This window comes from Rhizobium sp. SG570, from assembly GCF_012275345.1.
In the GTDB taxonomy this organism is placed as follows: domain Bacteria; phylum Pseudomonadota; class Alphaproteobacteria; order Rhizobiales; family Rhizobiaceae; genus Rhizobium; species Rhizobium lusitanum.
In genome coordinates this window covers 152186-171540 of record NZ_JAAZQI010000009.1, presented here as the reverse complement: position 1 = coordinate 171540, position 19355 = coordinate 152186, and the positions used below count along the sequence as shown (strand labels likewise).

Here is a 19355-nt window from a genome sequence, read left to right as displayed (position 1 = left end):
GCAAGTACTTAAAGATGGCTAGCCATTTCAGGTGCTTCCGAGCAGCCGCTTCAGGTGGCAAAACGCCTTGGTTAACAGCCGAGGCGGTCGCTTTTCCTTATCGGCGCAGCTTCATGGAGATATTTACTCTCCAGCCGCTTGCTTTCGAAATCTATTTTTCTGTCCGCTGCCCCTGCGAGCTGCGATACTCCTGAGAATATCAGGACAGGATCCCCCATGACTGCCATTACCCTTATTGAAGACGCCGCGACGCTGAACAGCCGCTTGGCATCGCTCGATCTTGCAGGCCGTCTGTCCCTGGTCGCCAGCCTTGGCGGCCGCGCCGTGTTCACGACCTCGCTCGGGATAGAGGACCAGGTCATCACGGCGGAGATCGGCAACCATCGCCTGCCGATCGAAGTCGCGACGCTGCAGACCGGCCGTCTCTTTCCCGAAACGCTCACCTTGATCGACGAGACGGAAAGCCAGTACGACATCCATATCGTCCGTTACGAACCGGAAAAGGCTGATATTGACGCCTATGCCGAAAAGTACGGTCTCAACGGCTTCTACGAGAGCGTCGAAGCCAGGCATGCCTGTTGTGGCGTGCGCAAGCTGAAGCCGCTTGCGCGTGCACTGTCCGGCGCCACGATCTGGATCACCGGCCTGCGCCGCGGCCAATCCACCAACCGCGCCGATACGCCGTTTGCCGAATTCGACCCGGAGCGCAACCTGATCAAGATCAATCCGTTGGCCGATTGGGATATCGATGCTATCCGCGCATACGTCGCGGATAACAGCGTCCCGGTAAACCCGCTGCATGCCCGCGGCTATCCGTCGATCGGCTGCGAACCCTGCACCCGTGCCATCAAGCCAGGCGAGCCCGAGCGCGCCGGCCGCTGGTGGTGGGAGAACGACGAAAAGCGCGAATGCGGCCTGCATGTTCACGAAGAGGCCACGGTCGCCGCTCAATAGCATACCTCGCCGGTTCCCGGCTCCGATCTGAAGCGCGTTTCATCGCCGCCGATCTACCGGGAACCAACGCAGCCATTCTTTCCGGCCAAATTTCCGGTCGGGACAATTGAAGTTCTGGAGTCATACATGCCCGATAGCCGTCCGGATACGGAACTTTCCAATCCGCAAAGCGTCAAGCCGCCGCTCGATCCGCACCTGAAGGCGCTGGAAAACGAAGCCATCCATATCTTTCGCGAAGTTGCGGCCGAATTCGAGCGTCCCGTGATGCTCTATTCGGTCGGCAAGGATTCCTCGGTGCTGCTGCATCTGGCGCGCAAGGCCTTCTATCCCGGCCGCATCCCCTTCCCGCTGCTGCACGTGAACACCGGCTGGAAATTTGCCGAGATGATCACCTTCCGCGACGAGATCGTGAAGAAGTACGATCTCGACCTGATCGAGCATATCAACCCGCGCGGCAAGGCGGAGAACATCACGCCCTTCACCCATGGTTCGGCTGGCTACACCGACATCATGAAGACGGAGGCCTTGCGCCAGGCGCTGGATGCCGGCCAGTTCGATGCCGCCTTCGGTGGCGCCCGCCGCGACGAGGAGGCTTCGCGCGCCAAGGAACGCATCTACTCCTTCCGCACGCCCGATCATCGCTGGGATCCGCGCAATCAGCGCCCGGAGCTCTGGAACATTTATAACGGCCAGATCCGCAAGGGCGAGAGCGTGCGCGTCTTCCCGCTCTCCAACTGGACCGAGGTCGACATCTGGCGCTACATCCAGGCCGAGGACATTCCGATCGTGCCGCTCTATTTCGCCGCGAAGCGCCCGATCGTCGAGCGCGACGGCATGATGATCATGGCGGCCGATCCGCGGCTCGAATTGCTGCCGGATGAAGTCAAGCGCGAGGAACTCATCCGCTTCCGTACGCTCGGCTGCTTCCCGCTGACCGGTGCGATCCGCTCCACCGCCACGTCCCTTGAAGAAATCATTGCAGAGCTGGAAATCGCCACGGTTTCCGAACGTCAGGGCCGCGCCATCGACCGCGACCAGTCCGGCTCCATGGAAAAGAAGAAGCGTGAAGGATATTTCTGAGATGACCGCAAACGCCAACGCCGCCGTCACCCTGCCCGCTGTCGGGGCCGCCGCCGAACCGGCCAAGGCCGTCCGCGACTCGCGCCCGCTTCGCTTGCTCACCTGCGGCAGCGTCGACGACGGCAAGTCGACGCTGATCGGCCGCCTGCTCTGGGATACCAAGGCGGTCAAGGAAGACCAGGCCGCCACGCTGCAGCGCGATTCCACCGGCAAGCAGAACGATCTCGGCTTGCCCGACTTCGCGCTCCTGCTCGACGGCCTGCAGGCCGAGCGCGAACAGGGCATCACCATCGATGTTGCCTATCGTTATTTCTCGACCGACAAGCGCTCCTTCATCGTTGCCGACACGCCCGGCCATGAGCAATATACCCGCAACATGGCGACGGGCGCTTCCACCGCCGATCTGGCGGTGCTGCTTGTAGATGCCCGCATGGGCATTCTAGAGCAGACGCGCCGGCACGCGACGATCGCTTCGCTGCTCGGCATCAAGCAGTTCGTGCTGGCCGTCAACAAGATCGACCTGACGAACTACGACCGCGCCGGCTTCGAGAAGATCTCGCACGATTTCCGCGAATTCGCCCTTTCGCTCGGCGTCAAGCAGATCACGGCCATTCCAATGTCGGCGCTGAAGGGCGAAAATGTCGTCTATTCCGGCCAGGCCGCCATGCCCTGGTACAATGGCCCGACGCTCGTCGAGGCGCTGGAATCGGCAACCGTTCGCTCGGCGCAGACGGTCGGCTTCCGTCTCTCCGTGCAGCGCGTCTCGCGCCCCGGCGAAAGCTTCCGCGGCTATCAGGGCACGGTTGCCGGCGGCTCGGTGAAGCCGGGCGACAGCGTCATGATCCTGCCTTCGGGCATGGTCGCCAACGTCTCGAAGATCGTCACCTTCGATCTGGTGCGCAACGCCGCCGTTGCCGGCGACGCGATCACGCTCGTCCTCGACCGCCAGGTTGACGTCTCGCGCGGCGACATGATCGTCGCGATCGACAGTCAGCCGCAATCCGGCCTCTCCTTCGATGCGCAGATCGTTGCGCTGCAGCCTGAGGGCATCGAGCCGGGCAAGCGCTACTGGCTGAAGAGCGGCAGCCGCCGCCAGCGTGTACAGGTGCAGCCGATCGCTCAGCTCGAACTGAAGACCGGCGCCTGGGCACCGGCGCAATCGCTGTGGATGAACGCCATCGGCAAGGTTCGCCTTTCCTTCGACGAAGCCGCCGTCTTCGACCCATACGACCAGAACCGTTCGACCGGCTCCTTCATCCTGATCGATCCCGAGAGCAACAACACGGTCGCCGGCGGCATGATCACCGGCAAGCGCACCGATGTCGGCGGCATCCACAAGGAGGGCCAGCGCGTTCTCCTGTCTCTGCCGGCCGATCTCGCCGAGCAGATCATGGCGAGCGAACTCTTCGCCAGCCGCCGCGACGAGACGGAAGTCCGCCGCGTCACCTCGGCGCAGGCCGCGGAAATCTGGTCGAACGCAGCCAGCGATATCTGATCACGGCTGGGCATTCAGCAGCAGAGAGGCCGACCTCGGGTCGGCCTCTCGCCAATTAATGGAGCAAATGCCACCATCGAACGGCATCTTTCGGCAGCCAAACTCCAAGAGCTTTGGTCCTTTGCCTTGTCCCACATTTTCCAAGCCATTTATGCGTGACCGGATTAATCGCAAGACCCGCTCTCAGAGTTGACCCGACACCATCTGCATGAGGAGCGTGATACGGTGAGACCGGAAAGCGGGCCTTATCCTGCCGTGGCGCTCAAGCTCCGCCAATCCGTGGAGTGCCGCCCAGAAAGTTTCAGTAGCGGTATCCACATCCTGGGAGAACGGCGCGATCACGGTCGCCATGGCTCCGAAACCCGCACGGAGCGGTGCCGGCGTGTCGGACCTGGCGAAGCGAAGGCCGGTTGGAAGGATAAACATCGCCTCGTACATCGCAGGCCGGGCGAAAGCGAAATCGAGGTAGGCGGTCGCGACGCCTTCCACCGACTCCTTTGGCGTGGATGATGGCCGGATCGCGGCACGGAGTATCGTGGCCAATTCGCCGAAGCCCTCAAGAGCGACCGCTCCGACGATCTCATCGCGATTTCCGAAATGCGAATAGAGAACAGGCTGACTGTATTCTATCTCGTCGGCGAGACGCCGGATCGTGACTGAAGCCCAGCCATCACGTTCCGCGATCGTCCTCGCAGCGACGACTATCCGGCGTTCGCGCTCCTCACGTTCCCTGATCTTGCGTTCGCTGCTGCCCACCTCATGCCCTCATCTTCATGCGCGCGAATTTTGTAAGGCCAAAGCTATCAAAAAGAGCAGCGATTGACAAACTAGCGATGCTAGAATATATTGTATTGCTAGAATATCCAGAACGGCATGATTCATCATCGAAGAGAAAATCAATGAATCTTCCAATTCAAACTTTCACGGGCGCAACGGTCCTCGAAAACGTCCTCGTCTGGCTGGCCGCCGCGGCGTTCCTCGTCGGCGCTATCGTCAACGCGAGCGGTCACCCAAAAATCCGCGCGGGTTTCGTGCAACTTGGATTTCCATTCTGGTGGTGTTGGGTAACGTCCGCTCTCGAGCTTGTAACCGCGTTGTTGTTGATCACAGCCGGCACCCGCTACATCGGGGTCGGATTGGGTGCCTGCATCATGCTCGCCGCAATCGCGTCCATTGTCCGTATCCGGAACTATCGGGAACTCCCGCCGCCAATGCTGTTCCTACTACTGCTGATACTGGCCGGTCTCAGCGGCCTCGCCTGAGCATCTTGCGGCAAGCAGAGGCGGCACCATGAGAACCAGCGCGTAACCGGCTGGATAACGGTCTTCATCGCCGCGGCATCGGGTGTCGTCCGAACTCCCGTCATCAATCCATCTCGAAGAAGACGCCAGACGGAGCGAACTCGCTTCCGGACAGCACAAAACAACGGCCCGAAGGAGGCCAAAACCAGCATGTCAAATCGTACAGCAAGCACAGTCGTCGTCTATCATTCCGGCTACGGCCACACCCAGCGGATGGCGGAAGCCGTCGCGGAAGGTGCGGGCGGAGTGCTTTACGCCGTCGATGCAGACGGCAGCCTCTCCGATGACGGATGGGCCGCGTTGGATGCCGCCGATGCCATCATCTTCGGATCGCCAACCTACATGGGTGGCCCGAGCTGGCAGTTTAAGAAGTTCGCGGACACTTCCTCGAAGGCCTGGTTCACCAATAAATGGCAGGACAAGGTTTTCGGGGGCTTCACCAACAGCGCCAGCCTGAACGGCGACAAGCTCAACACGCTTGAATACTTCGTTCTTCTGGCAGGACAGCATGGGGGACTGTGGGTCAGCCTGGGGATAAAGCCAGCGAACGTGAAGGCGTCGACGCGGGACGATGCAAACAGGATGGGATCGTATATCGCGCCCATGGCGCAGTCCGATGCCGACGCAGCCCCGAACGAAATGTCGGTCGGCGATCTGGAGACTGCCCGGACTTACGGCGAGCGCGTGGCACGAGTCGCACAGCGGTTCGCGTTGGCTCAGGACGCCTGAGGCCGTGTCCTGACTCCCGGCATATGAAAGGCAGATGAATCTGGCGAGCAGAGCAGTCGTTTTCAGCATCACCGACCGACCCGCGACGCAGCGGTGCAATCGCGTCAACAAACACGACATAAACGGAAGTCACTCGCTCTGCTCGCCCGGCTACGCCGCCATATAGGGCTCTGCCCAATCGCCAAGCATGCCGCGTGCATCGGCACCTTTGCAAAATCCGCTGTTGGCGCAAAGTTGCCGCCGACACCGTTGCTATCTCATTCCGCAATTTTGCATTGCCGTTGAAGATTGGCCCGGATAGGCCTTGATTCAAGCTTTGAGAGCAGCGGGCAAGACTTCGCAGCTCTTTGCAAAGAGCCGCTCGCCCACAAAATCGACGAACACGCGGACCTTGGGCGACAAATGACGGCTCGAGGGCCAGAGCACATGGAAATGGCCGGGCTCATTGATGAAATCATCGAGAACAGTTCGCAACTTTCCTTCCGCAAGCGGACTGCGCGCGAGGAAATCCGGCATGCATCCGATGCCAAGGCCGGCGACGGTGGCACCGCGCACGGCTTCCATATTATTGCAGGAAAAAGCCGTTCGCATGCGCAGTTCTGGCTCGCCCTCCGGCAAGGTCAGGGGCCAATCCTGCAGCTTGCCGCTGTTCGGAAAGCGAAACCGCACCGCCACATGCTCATTGAGCGCGCGCGGGCAATCGGGAACGCCGTGGCGCTCCAGATAGCTGGGGGCCGCGCAAAGCAGCATCTGAAACGGCCGCAAGGTGCGTGACATCAGACGCGAATCCGGCAGATCGCCACTGCGGATCGCCACATCGACCCCCTCCTCGATCATATCGACGATCCGGTCGTTGAAATCGATGTCGAGCTCGACATCGGGATAGCGGGCCACGAATTCCGGCACGACCGGCAGCAGGAAATGGTAGCTGACGATGGGAACGCTGACACGCAGCCGCCCACGCGGCACCGCCACCGCCTGCGCGAGCGAGGCCTGCGCGTCGTCGAGATCGTCGAGCACGCGTCGGCAGCGCTCATGAAAGAGGCGCCCCTCCTCGGTCAAGCGGATGCTGCGAGTGGAGCGCTGCAGCAGCCGAACGCCAAGCTGCCGCTCCAGATTGCTGACCGCCTTGCCGACCGCTGAGGCCGAAAGGCCAAGCACGCGACCGGCAGCGGCAAAGCTGCCGAGATCTGCCGTCCGGACGAAAGCATTCAAGCCGCTCAAGCGATCCATGCGCACCTCATTCAAGCGTTTTTTTCCGGTATATATGGAGTTATAGCCTTATTATCATCCGATTACAGCAAAACTATCTTCATCGGGTCATTTGAAGCCCATGGGCGAAGGCGTTCAAGCCTTCATCGTTCCCAAGCCGCCCATGGGCTCGCCCTTGCTCAAACCCAACGGAAATCCCGATGACCCTCAGCAAGACAAAGGTCGCAACTGCGACCGAAAAACTCTTCGTCCTCGTCGCAGTCTGCTGCGCCGCAGCGGCGATGCCCCTGACCTTCACCGGCCCGGCCGTTGCCTTGCCGGCCATCGGCCGCACGCTCAGCGGCAGCCCGATCGCCCTCAACTGGGTGACCAATGCCTTCATGCTGACCTTCGGCAGTTGCCTGATGGCGGCCGGCGCGCTTGCCGACAGTTTTGGCCGCCGGCGCATCTTCCTGACCGGGGTCGGTTGCTTCGCGCTGTTTTCGGCCGGACTGGCGTTTGCCGGCAACATCGTCTGGTTCGACATATTGAGAGCCCTGCAGGGCCTCGGCGCCGCCGCCGCTTTTTCGGGCGGCATGGCGTCTCTTGCCCAGGAATTCGATGGCACGGCACGCATGCGGGCCTTCAGCATCGTCGGCTCGAGCTTCGGCGTCGGTCTGGCTTTCGGGCCGATTGCCTCCGGCCTGATGATCGATGCATTCGGCTGGCCCTCTATCTTCCTCCTCGTCGTTATACTGGCTCTAATGGCGCTCGGCCTCGGTGCGCGCTTTCTGCGCGAATCCCGCGATCCGGATGCGGCCGGGATCGACTGGCCGGGAGCGCTGAGCTTCACGCTTGCCCTCACGTTCTTCACCTATGGCGTGCTGCGCGCGCCGGAGACCGGCTGGAGCGACCCGATTGTCATTATCTTGCTGGCCGGCGCCGCATTGCTCCTCCTGGCCTTCGGCATCATCGAACGTAGCGTGAAGCGGCCGATGCTGGATCTCACCTTGTTTCGCTATCCGCGTTTCGTCGGCGTGCAATTGCTGGCGGCAGCGCCGGCCTATGCCTTCGTCGTGCTGCTGATCCTGCTGCCGGTGCGCTTCGTCGGCATCGAAGGCATGAGCGAGATTGCCGCCGGCCGAATGATGATCGCCCTTTCGGCGCCGCTTCTCATCCTACCGATCGCCGCCGGCCTTTTGACGCGCTGGTTCAGTGCCGCCGCGATCTGCGGTGCCGGCCTTGTCATTTCGGCTATGGGTCTCTTCTGGCTCAGCCATTTCGCTGCCGGCTCGGCGTCGTCGGCGCTGATCGGCCCGCTGCTGACGATCGGCGCCGGCATCAGCCTGCCCTGGGGCCTGATGGACGGGCTGGCCGTCAGCGTCGTTCCGAAGGAACGCGCCGGCATGGCGACCGGTATCTTCAGCACTACCCGCGTCGCCGGCGAAGGTGTCGCCCTTGCCGTCGTCAGCGCTGTTTTGAGCGCCTTCATACAGTCCAATCTCGGCACATCGGCGGGCGAGCACGCGGCCACCACGGCGCAACGGCTCGTCACAGGCGATCTTTCCGCTGCGGCAGCGAACGCACCTGCGATCGGACAAGCCACACTGATCCACGGTTATAGTGATGCCTTCAGCGCACTGCTTTGGCTCCTGACCGCGATCACCGCCATCACCGCGATCGTCGTCTTCTCTTCCCTCGGACGAGGATCGTCGAGCGACACCAGCGAAGCCGCAAACCAGGTGCCCGACGACGACGAGGCTCTGACGGCGTCGGAGGCATAAGCCGCCGAGAGGCATGCCAGCAAGGCAAATCGAAGGCCAAAGAACGCAGAAATCTTTGCCATAACGCAACAGAATGTTTCGCCGCCACATAAATTGTGCGCGCCGCATCGCATCGATCGCAGCCTTTGGAATGGCAGGAGACTGGAGTTTAAATGTGCCGCTGCTATATCATATCCCAATGATATCAGACCGGTTTTTTAAGATTATCGCATGGACCTATATCGCGGCGCTCATCGCCGTGACCTTTGCGCATCTCAATTGGCAAGCCGCGTTTGGCAATCCCTTCGACCTATTTCGTGCCGGCGCGCTTTGCGTGGCCGGCATGCTTGCGCGACTGGCCTACCCGCAGTCGCCATCCTTCACCTGCCTCTTGATGATCGGCAGCGTGTTGGCACTTTGGCTTTCGCATTTCCTGGCGAGCGGCGACTCCGGTTCATCCCTTGATATCATCATCGGCATGATCAGCGGTCTTTGGGGCATTATGATCGGCGCGGCGCTCAGCAAGCTGATATCTCCGGCTTCGAAACGAACCGTGTCGTACTGAGCAAACCGGCGCCTGCCTCCTCACGCCAGCTTGACAGCCGCGCAGGCATGCTTGGCTTTTGCCCTCGCCTGAGCGCATGTCGGCTCGGCCTCTCCAGTCGCCTCTGCCACTCCGCTGAGCCATTCGAACGACAGCCGAGGCCGTCCTTTTCAGCGATCTATTCTTAAGAATGACTATTGCGTAGCCAATATTATGGCGCACTTACTATTTGTATTTGCAGATGTTGCTTTCCTGCAACTGGAATTTAAAATTCACGAAAAAGTCATTCCGAGAAAAATATATCATATAACTTTACAGGAATTCGTCTTTAATAGCGAACAGAAGCGGGTGGGGCCCGTTTCTCCCGAGTCGGGGTTTTTAAACAGGGATAGGGTCAAGGCACGTCGATTTTTCGACGCGACAGCCTGTGCCCAATCTATATTGGATTGGAGTTTTTATGAACATCAAGAGCCTTCTTCTCGGCTCCGCTGCTGCTCTGGCAGTAGTTTCTGGCGCTCAGGCAGCCGACGCTGTCGTCGCCGCTGAGCCGGAACCGCTCGAATACGTCCGCATCTGCGACGCGTACGGCGCTGGTTATTTCTTCATCCCGGGCACGGAAACCTGCCTGAAGGTCGGCGGTATGGTTCGTACCGAAGGCAAGTGGTACAACGCTTACAACCCGGCTGACCGTTACGGCACGCTGTGGCACACCCGCGCTCAGCTGAGCGTCGATACCGCATCGGACACCGAATACGGTCCGCTGAAGACCAACACCGTCTATCGTTTCGACTGGCAGGATGGCGGTTCGACAACCACCAAGCTGCTGTTCGCCAATATCAGCCTCGGTGGCTTCACCATTGGTAAGGCCGACTCGCAGTACAACTCCTACATCGGTTACGCCGGCAACGTCATCAACGACGACGTTGTTTATGACGGTCCGTACGAACTGAACCAGTTGACCTACAACTACGACGCAGGCAACGGCTTCACGGCTGTGATCTCGGTCGAAGACAGCAACTCCGGTTCGGGCGCCAAGGGCGTCAACGGCGAAGACAGCTCCGACCACTACGCTCCCGACGTTGTTGCCGGTGCCGGCTACAAGGTTGGCAACTTTGGCTTCAAGGTTGTTGGCGGCTACGACTCGATCGTCGAAGAAGGCGCCATCAAGGCCCGCGCCGATGCCGACTTCGGCGTCTTCAAGGCCTTCGTCATGGGCGGCTGGAACACCGACGGCGACAAGCTGAACAAGTACGCAAGCTCGAACGGCGCTGGCCCGGCCAAGACCATCGGCTGGGGTGACTGGGCTGTTTGGGGCGGCGTCACCGTTCCGATCGACGCCAAGCTGCAGGCCAACGCTCAGGTTGCCTACACCGACTCGAAGATCTTCGCTGCGACCGCCAACCTTCGTTGGAACCCGGTCAAGAACCTCCTGGTTCAGCCGGAAGTTTCCTACACCAACTGGGACTCCATCAATCAGGACCAGTGGGCTGGCGTTCTGCGCTTCCAGCGTAGCTTCTAAGACCTCGTTTTCGAGATCTGATCTGACTTGACCCCTGATCGGATGGGGACTGGTCCGACTTCCAGCGAAGTCGGGCCGGTCCTTCCGAGGCAGGGGTTAAATTTTGGGGTCCGTGCCTCTCAAACGAACAACAGCGGCATCCGTAGAGAATTGTAGAATATCTCACCCAGACCGACGATCCGCAAATAGGCGCTGAAGACCGGATCTGTCAGTAAGATGGAATGGCGGCGCCGCAGCCAATCTCCTTCATTTTGCCCGCATCAACATCATCGACATCAAGCATTTTTTGTCGTAGAGACAACTCATGTCGATCATCTGCGTATACGCCTCGCGATTTTATTCGTACCGCTGCTTTCAGCGGAGGCGGGCCTGTGCGTAGTTAACACTGACGCGACACCAAAGACCCGAACAGCCGCTAGTCTACCTGGCGGCTTTTTTTGTCGCCGCGGTATGATCTTACAAGGAACTGATACCGTGCTGAATTCCACTGATGATTTGCGCATTGTCGAGATCACGGCGCTCACGCCGCCCTCTCGCATCATAGATGAGATCCCCCGCGACGAAGCGGTGACGACAACCGTCACCGAGGCGCGCAACGCTGTCCATAACATCCTGCGCGATGAGGACGACCGGCTGATCGTGGTCATTGGCCCCTGCTCCATCCACGATCCGGATGCCGCGCGTGAATATGCGGCATGGCTGAAGGAACAGCGCGACCGTTTCGTCGACGATCTCGAGATCATCATGCGGGTCTATTTCGAGAAGCCGCGGACCACCGTCGGATGGAAGGGTTTGATCAACGACCCGCATCTTGACGGCAGCTATCGCATCGAGGAAGGCCTGCGCATCGCACGCAAGCTTCTGGTCGATGTCAACGAAATCGGTCTGCCGGCCGGTTGCGAATATCTCGATACGATCACGCCGCAATATATCTCCGATCTCGTAAGCTGGGGCGCGATCGGTGCGAGGACAACCGAGAGCCAGGCGCATCGGCAATTGGCGTCCGGCCTCTCCTGCCCTGTCGGTTTCAAGAACGGGACGAATGGCGATGTGCGGATCGCGCTCGACGCCATCGTAGCGGCTTCGCAGCCGCATCATTTCCCGGCCGTGACCAAGGAAGGTCTGGCGGCGATCGCCTCGACACGCGGCAACGAGGATTGCCACCTCATCCTGCGCGGCGGCAAAGAGCCGAATTACGATGCGACCAACGTGCAGGCCGTATCGGAACTGGCATTGAAAGCCGGGCTCGAGCCGCGGATCATCATCGATGCCAGCCATGCCAACAGCAGCAAGAACCCGGAAAACCAGCCGGCGGTGGTCAGCGCCGTGGCGGAGCAGATATCGGCCGGCGACCGGCGCATCAAGGGCATGATGATGGAGAGCAACCTCATCGCCGGCCGCCAGGATCTCGTTCCCGGCAAGCCGCTGGTCTATGGCCAGAGCATCACCGACGGCTGCATTGACTGGCAGACCTCCATCCGCACATTGGAGGATCTGGCGCAAGCGGCGCAGGCAAGGCGGCGGCTTGCCCGATAAGGCAAGCCCAACCAGAACAGGCGGCTTTGATTAAGCGCGTCGATAGTGCGCGAGGCTGAGATAATGCTTCCGAGGCCCGCGCACGTGCCACATCTCGGCCCAGGCGTCCGGCCCTCGAAAGAAAAAACGGCCCCGGTAAAGATCGGGGCCGCAATGATGAACGACATGCTGTGACGCGCCGTCACCGATACGGATGAATTCGGCAAGATCGGGAAAGCGGACGACGAGATCTTCAACCGCATCGTCAAGCCGATACGCGCGGCTGCTTCTGAGCGTCGCGTGATCGCTGTGCGTGTCGCCATGTTCTTCGAACTGGACAGGCGTCACAAAAGCCTGCCCTTCGAATGTCACCAGCGAATGATTGAGGCGGTCGATGATCCGGCGCCTGACATCCCATGTGCCGAGATAGGGTTTCAGCCGTCCGATTGAGCTGTTCCCCGCGTCAGGACGCCGCGCGCTGCGCTGCGTCGGCATGCCGGACCGGAAGCTTCCAGCCGGGCCTGACGAAGTGGCAGGTATAGCCGTTCGGATAGCGCTCCAGATAATCCTGGTGTTCCGGTTCCGCTTCCCAGAAGTCGCTGACCGGCGCTACCTCGGTGACGACTTTGCCCGGCCAAAGGCCGGAGGCGTCGACATCGGCGATCGTGTCCAGAGCGACCCGCTTCTGCTCCTCGCTCGTGTAAAAGATCGCCGAGCGGTAGCTCATGCCGACATCATTGCCCTGGCGATTACAGGTGCTCGGATCGTGGATCTGGAAGAAGAATTCCAGAAGGTCACGGTAGCTGATCTTCTGCGGATCGAAAACGATCTCGATCGCTTCGGCATGCGAACCATGGTTGCGATAGGTGGCATTGCGGACATCGCCGCCGCTGTAGCCAACGCGCGTCGAGATGACGCCGTTGTAACGACGGATGAGATCCTGCATGCCCCAGAAACAACCGCCGGCGAGAACTGCACGCTCCGTAGTCATCTTACATCCTCCACTTGATCGATATAGGCACCATACCCCTCGGCTTCCATGCGGTCACGCGGCACGAAGCGGAGGGAGGCGGAATTGATGCAATAGCGCAGGCCGCCACGGTCCTGCGGTCCGTCCGGGAAAACATGGCCCAGGTGGCTGTCGCCATGCGCCGAGCGCACTTCGGTGCGCACCATGCCGTGCGAGATATCGGTCAGCTCGCTGACATTGGCTGGTTCGATCGGCTTGGTGAAGCTCGGCCAGCCGCAGCCAGAATCGAATTTGTCGGAAGAGGCAAACAGCGGCTCCCCCGATACAATGTCGACATAGATGCCCGACTGCTTGTTGTAGAGAAGTTCGCCCGTACCGGGGCGCTCCGTGCCGCTTTGCTGCGTCACGCGATATTGCTCAGGGGTAAGCTTGGCTATCGATTCTGCTGTCTTGCTATAATTGCCCATGTTGTTCTCCTTGCCCTTGGCACGCATTTCAAACTTGACCGGTACCAGCGAAAGGAAGCGGGTTGGCGGATATCAAGCTCGATCAGCGTTATGGGAGTGGTTGCGAGGCGAGATATAGGTATCGCCGGTCCAATTTGCCATATCGATCACGAGCGCGTAACACTCCACGGTGTCGGCGCTCAATCGCCCGTTTGGCAAGAGGCGGTGTAGATTGCGGCAAGCGCCTCGATGCCGGCCTGATCATCGCGATCGAAGCGGCCGGCAACCGGACTATCGAGATCGATGACGCCGAAAACCTTTCCATTGCGGACCAACGGCACCACCAGCTCCGAGCGCGAGGCCGCGTCGCAGGCGATATGACCGGGAAAAGCATGAACATCTTCCACGAGGATCGACTGTGCCTTCTCGACCGCCGTTCCGCAGACGCCGCGGCCGACGGCTATGCGAACGCAAGCCGGCTTGCCCTGGAACGGCCCGAGCACAAGCTCGCTACCCGACCGCAGGAAATAGAAGCCGGCCCAATTCAGATCGGGCAACATCTGGAAGATCAGCGCGGATGTATTGGCTGCATTGGCAATCGAATCCGCCTCGCCATCAAGCAAGGCTTGCAGCTGGCCGGCAAGCTCGCGATAGAATTCGGGCTTGCTGGCGTGCTCAATCGTCTTCTCTGCAAACATCGCACACTGCCTTCTTAAGGATCTCTTCTCTCAGGACCAGCGTCAGTCCTTGTCATCCGGATCGTCCGGCGGGCATGGCCAGACGGAGGGCGCCTGCAGCCACGAGGGCAGCTTCGTCGTATTGTCGCCGCAAGCCAGATTGATCTGCGCCTGCTGGAGGCCAGTGGCAGCCGTCAGATCAAGACCTTCGATGCGGGTCAGGTACATGAAGGCCCCGCCGAAGGAGACCGGCCCCTGCATCACCGCGCCGGCCAGCGTCGCGCGGGAGAGATTGGCGAAGGAGAAATTCACGCCCGAAAGGACCGCCTTGTCGAAATCGGCGCGGCCGAGCTCGGCCTTCTGGAAATCCGCATTGGCAAGCTTAGCGCCGCCGAATTCTGCCCGTTGCAGCTCGGCATTGGCAAAAGATGCGCCATTGGCAGAGGCGTTGCTGAAGTCGGAGCGATAGGCCTCGATCCTTGAAAAATTCGCCCCGTCGGCAAGCACTGTCTTCAACCATGCGCGCACCAGCGTCGCCTTTTCAAGATTGGCGGAGGTCAGATTGGCGTCGCTCAGATCCGTGCTGTCGAAGTGAGCGCCGGCAAGATTGGCGCCGTGCAGATCGCTGCTTGGCAACATGATATTGGTCTTGCTGCATCCGCTCCAGTCGAGGCCGGGCGCTGCGACATTGCCGCAATCAGCGGCGCGCGCGGGATCTCCGCCTGAAGCAAGGAGAAATGCGGCACCTAGAGCCAACACACCGACGCCGGTTGCAATCCCCGGCTTTTGTCCGATAGCGTCGCGAGACCACGCGCCATAGCGCTGCCGCCGCCACGCAAGTCCCTCTCCCGCCAACCCAGCCACCCTTTCAACAAGACTCATCCCGTCACTCCGCTTCAACGCCCGCAAGCCGTCCGACGGTCGAGTCGGGTGCATGCGCGCCTCCTTTGTATATGGTGCTTTGGACGACAAAAAGAGCCGGTTTTGCAAAAGCAGATCCTCAACGCGGTCTCGGTGTCAGTGGCGTGCGATAACGGCGCGCACAGCCTTGAAGGCAACTCAACGAACCTCCAAGGGTATGGCCAGCTTCGCCGTAGTACAACGCCGCTGAGACGACTGCTTTGGGTGGATTTTTCGGGAGAAAGATCAGTGTTTTAAGCTGGTCGGAGTGGAGTGATTCGAACACTCGACCCCCACGTCCCGAACGTGGTGCGCTACCAGACTGCGCTACACTCCGTGACCAGCGGCGCTTCTATAGACCAGCCATTTTTGATGCACAAGCACCAATCTCAAAAAACCGTTTGATTTTTGACGAAAAGATTACAGGGCCGCTGCCTAGAAAATCGGCAGGAAACAGGCGCTGGAAGGGCCGGCGTGCAAAAGACGCAACAGATTGACTAAAATCCCACTTGAACACGCGGATGGGAATTTTCTTTTGCCGGCTTTGGCGCTAAAGCCCTAGGCGGGACAGGTGGAAACGTCGTGGGACAGCGGCCTTTCCGCGACCGAATGCGTGACAGAAGCTCAAGGACGACACGATGAATATCCGCATGATCACCGCGGCGGGACTGTTGCTGGCGCTAGCCGGTTGCAGCACCACGACAGCAACGACAACAGGCCTGCCGCTGATGGCGAGCAACCCCGTTCAGGATCGCTGGGAAGGCCAGTCCGCTGGACGCTTCTTCGCGGCCTACGGTCCGCCGCTCTCCGACCGCGACGAAAGCGGCAATCGCGTCTATACGTGGCGCGGCGGCTACAAGACGATCACGATCGCGACCAAGGATGGCAAGAAGGGCGGCAAGCGCTATCTCAGCTGCAAGGCCGATATCGTCACCAATCAGAGCTATGTCATCCGCTCGGTCCACATCCTCGGCGACCAGCCGGGCGTCAGCGGCTCGTCCTATTGCGCCGAACTTCTGGCTCCGCCGGAAAAGGCGAGCTGAAACAGGGACTTTATCGGGAAACCAATTCGACGGGCGGCTCGAAGGAGCCGCCTGCTTGACTTGATGCGGCCTCAGCCATCTGCTGCGGCGAACGCGGCGCAGCTCTTCGGCCGCACCGCATCCGCAGGCGGCACGAAGGCCTTGTCGATGGCATAGAGCTTGGCAAAGGGCGTTTCCGCGGCAAGCCGCACGCCGCTCGGAATCGTGCCGCCAAAACGATCCTCGACATCCGCATTGACCAGCAGAATGAAGTCGAAGCGCTGCCGCCAATTGACGAGATAGGGCGCAAAGCTGCTGACGGTGCCGATCTCATCGGGGCAATCGAGCAGGCCAACGGAGAGGAGATTGCCTTCCGGCACAGCGATATCGCTCCAGGGCGGCAGGACGGTCAATGGCTGCTTGCCCTTGGCGGTAAAGACCGTCGGCACGAAGCTATGCGCATAAGGGATAGCAAGCGTCGGCAAATGCCGGAACGTGTCCTGATTCCACGCAGAGTAACGATGGTCGACGACATGCGGCGCACTCTTTTGCTGCCGCATGACAGGCAGGATCGCCGCGCCCTCCGGTACCGCGGCAAGCACAGTGCGAACATCTGCGACCTCGGCCTCGCCCTGCCACCAGTTGAAACCGATCCAGGCGGTCCTGCCAAGCGCAACCGCTGAAAGCATGGTGACGACAAGCAGGGCCTGCCGGCGCGACAGGCGAGGCAAGGGACATACCATCACCATGGCCGCCAGCGCCGCCATGATCGGGAAGCGCCAGCTGATCCAGCCAGTAGCCAATAGATGGCGCGGCGAGAGGCAGGCGAACAGCAGCAGACCGGTTGCCGTGACCGCAAGCCCCGCATGCAGCTGCAGCCGGCGTGTCCGCACAGCATTGGTGCAGACGAGGATCAGCGGGATCAGGAACAGCATGTCCACCAGGACCGTATAGCTCCAGAACGCCGACATCAGGTTGGCCAGGATCAGAACCAGGGAATCATTCCAGGACGCGCCGAGATTGCCGTTGCCGGCATCGGGCAGCACCGGCTGGTAGAGGAAAAGACAGATCGCCGGCAAGGCGCAGGCCAGCACCGCCATCGCCAGCCTGCCGCATAAGCGCATGAAATCGCGAAATGACTTCATCGCCGCCATGGTGGGCGAAAACTCGAGCCCGCAGACGAGCGCCATATAGAAGCCGAGCGAAAAGATATGCATGGTGGTGAGCAGCAGGCCAGCCAGCAGGCGAAAGACAAACAGCACGGCCCGGTTTCGCGATTGCAGGGCATGATCGGCTGTTGCGAAGAACAGTGCCATGCCGAGCCCAATCTGGAAATTGATGAAGCCGCCGATCAGCGTTGCGCACCAGGCGAAATAAAGAATGGCGATCTGCCAATAGTAGCCGCCGCCAAACAAGCGCCTGTGCAAAGCAATCGCTCCGAGCGGCGGCAGCACGATCGCTAGGAAAAGCAGGCTGCGCGCCAGCAGCAAGACACCGATCAGCGGTCCCAGCCAGTAGGCCATGAGATCGATGCCGACATTGGTGAAGCTCCTGTTCCAATCGATCGCATAGATCCGCTGAAACGGCGGTGTATCGATGCCGCCGGCAAGCAGCCACATGCGCGCATAGTGGTTGGGATAGTCGAGGATCGGCGGGAATTTGAAAATGGCGACGAAGACGGCCACTGCCGCCACGAAGGTAGCGATGACGACATCGGGCCTTTGCCTGACAACGACGGCATCCGCCTCCACAGTGGTCCGCGCCGGAGCCGCGGCCGTCGCCCCGCCCCATGACGAATTGGCGGACTGATGGGACATCAGCGGGCTGCCCTGACTTGCGCCGCGCCGTTGCCCGCCTCACCCGGTCCACCCAAAGCTTGCTCCAGCGCACGGCGTTTGGTCGCTGCATCCAGTTCGGAAAAATCGCCGGGGATATCGAGCGATCGATTGCCCTGCACGAGGCTTTCGATCATGAACATCGGGCGTCTCTTGTTCTCCTGCACCAGCCGGCCGACATATTCGCCGATGATACCGATGCAGATAAGCTGGATGGCGCTGAAGGCGGTGATCGCCGCCATGATGCTCGACCAGCCGACGATCGTCTCGCCCGCAATCCAGCGCGCGAGCGTGTAGACCAACAGCAAGGCCGCGCAACCGGCGCTCGCAAGGCCGAGCCACGTGCTGATCCGCAAGGGCACGGTGGAGAAGCTGGTGATGGCGTCGATCGCGAAATTGATCATCTTGCGCAGCGGATATTTGGTCGTGCCGGCGAAACGCGCATCGCGCTCATAGGGCAGCGCCACCTGCCGCCCGCCGATCCAGCTCACCATGCCGCGAATGAAGCGATCGCGCTCCGGCATCGACAGCAGGATATCGACCACCCGGCGGCTCATCAGCCTGAAATCACCGACATCGCGCGGGATCGTAACCGAGGCGAGCCGCGACAGCAGGCGATAAAAGAGCGAGGCGGAGGTGAGCTTGAACCAGCTCTCCCCCTGCCGGCGCACACGCTGGCCATAGACGACATCCGCGCCCCGATCCATGATCGGCATCATCATCAGCAACAGTTCCGGAGGATCCTGGAGATCGGCATCGATGAGCAGCACCCGCTCGCCCCGCGAGGCGGCAAGGCCTGCGGTGGCGGCAAGCTGGTGACCATGATTGCGCATCAGGCGCACGCCGAGCACCTGCGGCGTCTCCCGCGCAAGCGAGGCGATGATCTCCCAGGTGCCGTCGGTGGAACCATCATCCACCAATATGACCTCGAAGGCTTCACCGACCGCACCCCGCGCCGTCGCCACCGTCCGCCGGCAAAACTCCTTCAGCCCCTCCTCCTCATTGTGGCAGGGGGCAACGATGGAGAGCAGTAATTTGGGGGAGGTCTGGTTCATGATCGCCTGTATCGAGATGATGGCGATGAGAGTGTCTGAAAATGGTCAAACAATATTTAAGCGCTGGGAATAAAGGGGAGCGGATACTGGGATTTCTCGAGCGAATTTCCTTCGTAAGTTAAAGAAAGACTGCCCTTGTGTTCTACAAGACAATAGCCGGAACGGACCCAGAGATATATGGCTGGGGCGCCAGGATTCGAACCTGGGAATGCCGGTACCAAAAACCGGTGCCTTACCGCTTGGCGACGCCCCAACAGAGGAAGTGGCCGCAACTCAGCCAAATCGGCGTCTGATTAGCAAAGGTCGCATCCGGCCACAATCACTAAGTTGCGCGTGGATGCATATTTCTGTGCGCTTCT

General features: G+C 60.6%; 19 protein-coding genes and 2 tRNA genes. 10 read left to right on the top strand and 11 right to left on the bottom strand.

Going from position 1 to position 19355, the window contains the following annotated elements:
- Positions 1–216: 216 nt before the first annotated feature.
- The 3 genes from FHT28_RS19340 (at position 217) to cysN (ending at position 3529) form a co-directional block, all read left to right on the top strand.
- Positions 217–954: a phosphoadenylyl-sulfate reductase gene (locus FHT28_RS19340; protein ID WP_092572905.1), complete on the top strand. Its 738-nt coding sequence runs from the start codon at positions 217–219 to the stop codon at positions 952–954.
- Positions 955–1080: 126 nt separating this feature from the next.
- Entirely contained in the window at positions 1081–2034 is a 954-nt protein-coding gene (gene cysD / locus FHT28_RS19335; RefSeq protein ID WP_047638858.1) for a sulfate adenylyltransferase subunit CysD, read from the top strand.
- A 1-nt stretch (position 2035) separates the two neighbouring features.
- Positions 2036–3529 (top strand): sulfate adenylyltransferase subunit CysN, encoded by a 1494-nt coding sequence (cysN, locus tag FHT28_RS19330; protein ID WP_047560559.1) that lies wholly within the window; start codon positions 2036–2038, stop codon positions 3527–3529.
- Positions 3530–3712: 183 nt separating this feature from the next.
- On the opposite strand, the gene FHT28_RS19325 is transcribed toward cysN, so the two are convergent.
- Positions 3713–4285, bottom strand: coding sequence for a TetR/AcrR family transcriptional regulator (locus FHT28_RS19325; protein WP_047560561.1), 573 nt, complete (start codon positions 4283–4285; stop codon positions 3713–3715).
- 143 nt (positions 4286–4428) lie between these two features.
- On the opposite strand from FHT28_RS19325, the gene FHT28_RS19320 reads away from it, so the two are divergent.
- Both FHT28_RS19320 and FHT28_RS19315 read left to right on the top strand, forming a co-directional pair.
- Positions 4429–4791 (top strand): DoxX family protein, encoded by a 363-nt coding sequence (locus FHT28_RS19320; protein WP_047560565.1) that lies wholly within the window; start codon positions 4429–4431, stop codon positions 4789–4791.
- Positions 4792–4980: 189 nt separating this feature from the next.
- The gene (locus FHT28_RS19315; protein ID WP_168597063.1) at positions 4981–5559 is read left to right on the top strand and encodes a flavodoxin family protein; all 579 of its coding nucleotides are present in this window, start codon (positions 4981–4983) and stop codon (positions 5557–5559) included.
- A gap of 309 nt (positions 5560–5868) precedes the next feature.
- Here FHT28_RS19315 and FHT28_RS19310 read toward each other — a convergent pair whose 3' ends face one another.
- Positions 5869–6792, bottom strand: a complete 924-nt coding sequence (locus FHT28_RS19310; RefSeq protein WP_047560571.1) for a LysR family transcriptional regulator — start codon at positions 6790–6792, stop codon at positions 5869–5871.
- Between the two features lie 179 nt (positions 6793–6971).
- On the opposite strand from FHT28_RS19310, the gene FHT28_RS19305 reads away from it, so the two are divergent.
- From FHT28_RS19305 to FHT28_RS19290, 4 genes are all read left to right on the top strand, one after another.
- Positions 6972–8534, top strand: coding sequence for an MFS transporter (locus tag FHT28_RS19305; protein WP_168597062.1), 1563 nt, complete (start codon positions 6972–6974; stop codon positions 8532–8534).
- Between the two features lie 154 nt (positions 8535–8688).
- Entirely contained in the window at positions 8689–9078 is a 390-nt protein-coding gene (locus FHT28_RS19300; protein WP_245297423.1) for a hypothetical protein, read from the top strand.
- A gap of 436 nt (positions 9079–9514) precedes the next feature.
- Positions 9515–10576 carry a porin gene (locus FHT28_RS19295; RefSeq protein ID WP_037193535.1) on the top strand — a complete coding sequence of 354 codons (1062 nt, stop codon included), beginning with the start codon at positions 9515–9517 and terminating at the stop codon, positions 10574–10576.
- A gap of 474 nt (positions 10577–11050) precedes the next feature.
- The gene (locus FHT28_RS19290) at positions 11051–12112 is read left to right on the top strand and encodes a 3-deoxy-7-phosphoheptulonate synthase (RefSeq protein WP_348644997.1); all 1062 of its coding nucleotides are present in this window, start codon (positions 11051–11053) and stop codon (positions 12110–12112) included.
- A gap of 30 nt (positions 12113–12142) precedes the next feature.
- Here the strand turns inward: FHT28_RS19290 and FHT28_RS19285 are convergent, their stop codons facing one another.
- The 6 genes from FHT28_RS19285 to FHT28_RS19260 all read right to left on the bottom strand — a co-directional run bounded on the left by FHT28_RS19285 (position 12143) and on the right by FHT28_RS19260 (position 15421).
- The gene (locus tag FHT28_RS19285) at positions 12143–12586 is read right to left on the bottom strand and encodes a DUF6314 family protein (protein ID WP_037193531.1); all 444 of its coding nucleotides are present in this window, start codon (positions 12584–12586) and stop codon (positions 12143–12145) included.
- Complete coding sequence (gene msrA, locus FHT28_RS19280) at positions 12555–13082, bottom strand: peptide-methionine (S)-S-oxide reductase MsrA (RefSeq protein WP_168597060.1); 528 nt, start codon at positions 13080–13082, stop codon at positions 12555–12557. The genes FHT28_RS19285 and msrA overlap by 32 nt, the downstream gene beginning before the upstream one ends.
- The gene (gene msrB / locus FHT28_RS19275) at positions 13079–13528 is read right to left on the bottom strand and encodes a peptide-methionine (R)-S-oxide reductase MsrB (RefSeq protein WP_037193527.1); all 450 of its coding nucleotides are present in this window, start codon (positions 13526–13528) and stop codon (positions 13079–13081) included. Before msrB ends, msrA begins: the two co-directional genes overlap by 4 nt.
- A 179-nt stretch (positions 13529–13707) precedes the next feature.
- Entirely contained in the window at positions 13708–14205 is a 498-nt protein-coding gene (locus tag FHT28_RS19270) for a GAF domain-containing protein (RefSeq protein WP_168597059.1), read from the bottom strand.
- Between the two features lie 42 nt (positions 14206–14247).
- Positions 14248–15066 carry a pentapeptide repeat-containing protein gene (locus FHT28_RS19265; protein WP_081938704.1) on the bottom strand — a complete coding sequence of 273 codons (819 nt, stop codon included), beginning with the start codon at positions 15064–15066 and terminating at the stop codon, positions 14248–14250.
- Between the two features lie 278 nt (positions 15067–15344).
- A tRNA-Pro gene (locus FHT28_RS19260) sits at positions 15345–15421 on the bottom strand.
- Between the two features lie 301 nt (positions 15422–15722).
- On the opposite strand from FHT28_RS19260, the gene FHT28_RS19255 reads away from it, so the two are divergent.
- On the top strand, positions 15723–16127 hold the full coding sequence (locus FHT28_RS19255) for a hypothetical protein (protein ID WP_037193522.1): 405 nt from the start codon (positions 15723–15725) through the stop codon (positions 16125–16127).
- A 71-nt stretch (positions 16128–16198) separates the two neighbouring features.
- Here FHT28_RS19255 and FHT28_RS19250 read toward each other — a convergent pair whose 3' ends face one another.
- The 3 genes from FHT28_RS19250 to FHT28_RS19240 all read right to left on the bottom strand — a co-directional run bounded on the left by FHT28_RS19250 (position 16199) and on the right by FHT28_RS19240 (position 19249).
- Entirely contained in the window at positions 16199–17923 is a 1725-nt protein-coding gene (locus FHT28_RS19250) for a hypothetical protein (protein WP_168597058.1), read from the bottom strand.
- Positions 17923–18996 carry a glycosyltransferase family 2 protein gene (locus FHT28_RS19245; RefSeq protein WP_168597057.1) on the bottom strand — a complete coding sequence of 358 codons (1074 nt, stop codon included), beginning with the start codon at positions 18994–18996 and terminating at the stop codon, positions 17923–17925. The genes FHT28_RS19250 and FHT28_RS19245 overlap by 1 nt, the downstream gene beginning before the upstream one ends.
- Positions 18997–19174: 178 nt before the next feature.
- A tRNA-Gln gene (locus tag FHT28_RS19240) sits at positions 19175–19249 on the bottom strand.
- Positions 19250–19355: the final 106 nt, after the last annotated feature.

Excerpts from the sequence above, each read along its gene's own strand:
- FHT28_RS19250 (WP_168597058.1), bottom strand. The coding sequence starts at position 17,923 with ATGTCCCATCAGTCCGCCAATTCGTCATGGGGCGGGGCGACGGCCGCG.
- FHT28_RS19340 (WP_092572905.1), top strand. The coding sequence starts at position 217 with ATGACTGCCATTACCCTTATTGAAGACGCCGCGACGCTGAACAGCCGC.
- msrA (WP_168597060.1), bottom strand. The coding sequence starts at position 13,082 with ATGACTACGGAGCGTGCAGTTCTCGCCGGCGGTTGTTTCTGGGGCATG.
- FHT28_RS19245 (WP_168597057.1), bottom strand. The coding sequence starts at position 18,996 with ATGAACCAGACCTCCCCCAAATTACTGCTCTCCATCGTTGCCCCCTGC.
- cysD (WP_047638858.1), top strand. The coding sequence starts at position 1,081 with ATGCCCGATAGCCGTCCGGATACGGAACTTTCCAATCCGCAAAGCGTC.
- FHT28_RS19270 (WP_168597059.1), bottom strand. The coding sequence starts at position 14,205 with ATGTTTGCAGAGAAGACGATTGAGCACGCCAGCAAGCCCGAATTCTAT.
- FHT28_RS19295 (WP_037193535.1), top strand. The coding sequence starts at position 9,515 with ATGAACATCAAGAGCCTTCTTCTCGGCTCCGCTGCTGCTCTGGCAGTA.
- FHT28_RS19305 (WP_168597062.1), top strand. The coding sequence starts at position 6,972 with ATGACCCTCAGCAAGACAAAGGTCGCAACTGCGACCGAAAAACTCTTC.
- FHT28_RS19255 (WP_037193522.1), top strand. The coding sequence starts at position 15,723 with ATGAATATCCGCATGATCACCGCGGCGGGACTGTTGCTGGCGCTAGCC.
- msrB (WP_037193527.1), bottom strand. The coding sequence starts at position 13,528 with ATGGGCAATTATAGCAAGACAGCAGAATCGATAGCCAAGCTTACCCCT.
- FHT28_RS19285 (WP_037193531.1), bottom strand. The coding sequence starts at position 12,586 with ATGCCGACGCAGCGCAGCGCGCGGCGTCCTGACGCGGGGAACAGCTCA.
- FHT28_RS19310 (WP_047560571.1), bottom strand. The coding sequence starts at position 6,792 with ATGGATCGCTTGAGCGGCTTGAATGCTTTCGTCCGGACGGCAGATCTC.
- cysN (WP_047560559.1), top strand. The coding sequence starts at position 2,036 with ATGACCGCAAACGCCAACGCCGCCGTCACCCTGCCCGCTGTCGGGGCC.
- FHT28_RS19320 (WP_047560565.1), top strand. The coding sequence starts at position 4,429 with ATGAATCTTCCAATTCAAACTTTCACGGGCGCAACGGTCCTCGAAAAC.
- FHT28_RS19265 (WP_081938704.1), bottom strand. The coding sequence starts at position 15,066 with ATGAGTCTTGTTGAAAGGGTGGCTGGGTTGGCGGGAGAGGGACTTGCG.
- FHT28_RS19315 (WP_168597063.1), top strand. The coding sequence starts at position 4,981 with ATGTCAAATCGTACAGCAAGCACAGTCGTCGTCTATCATTCCGGCTAC.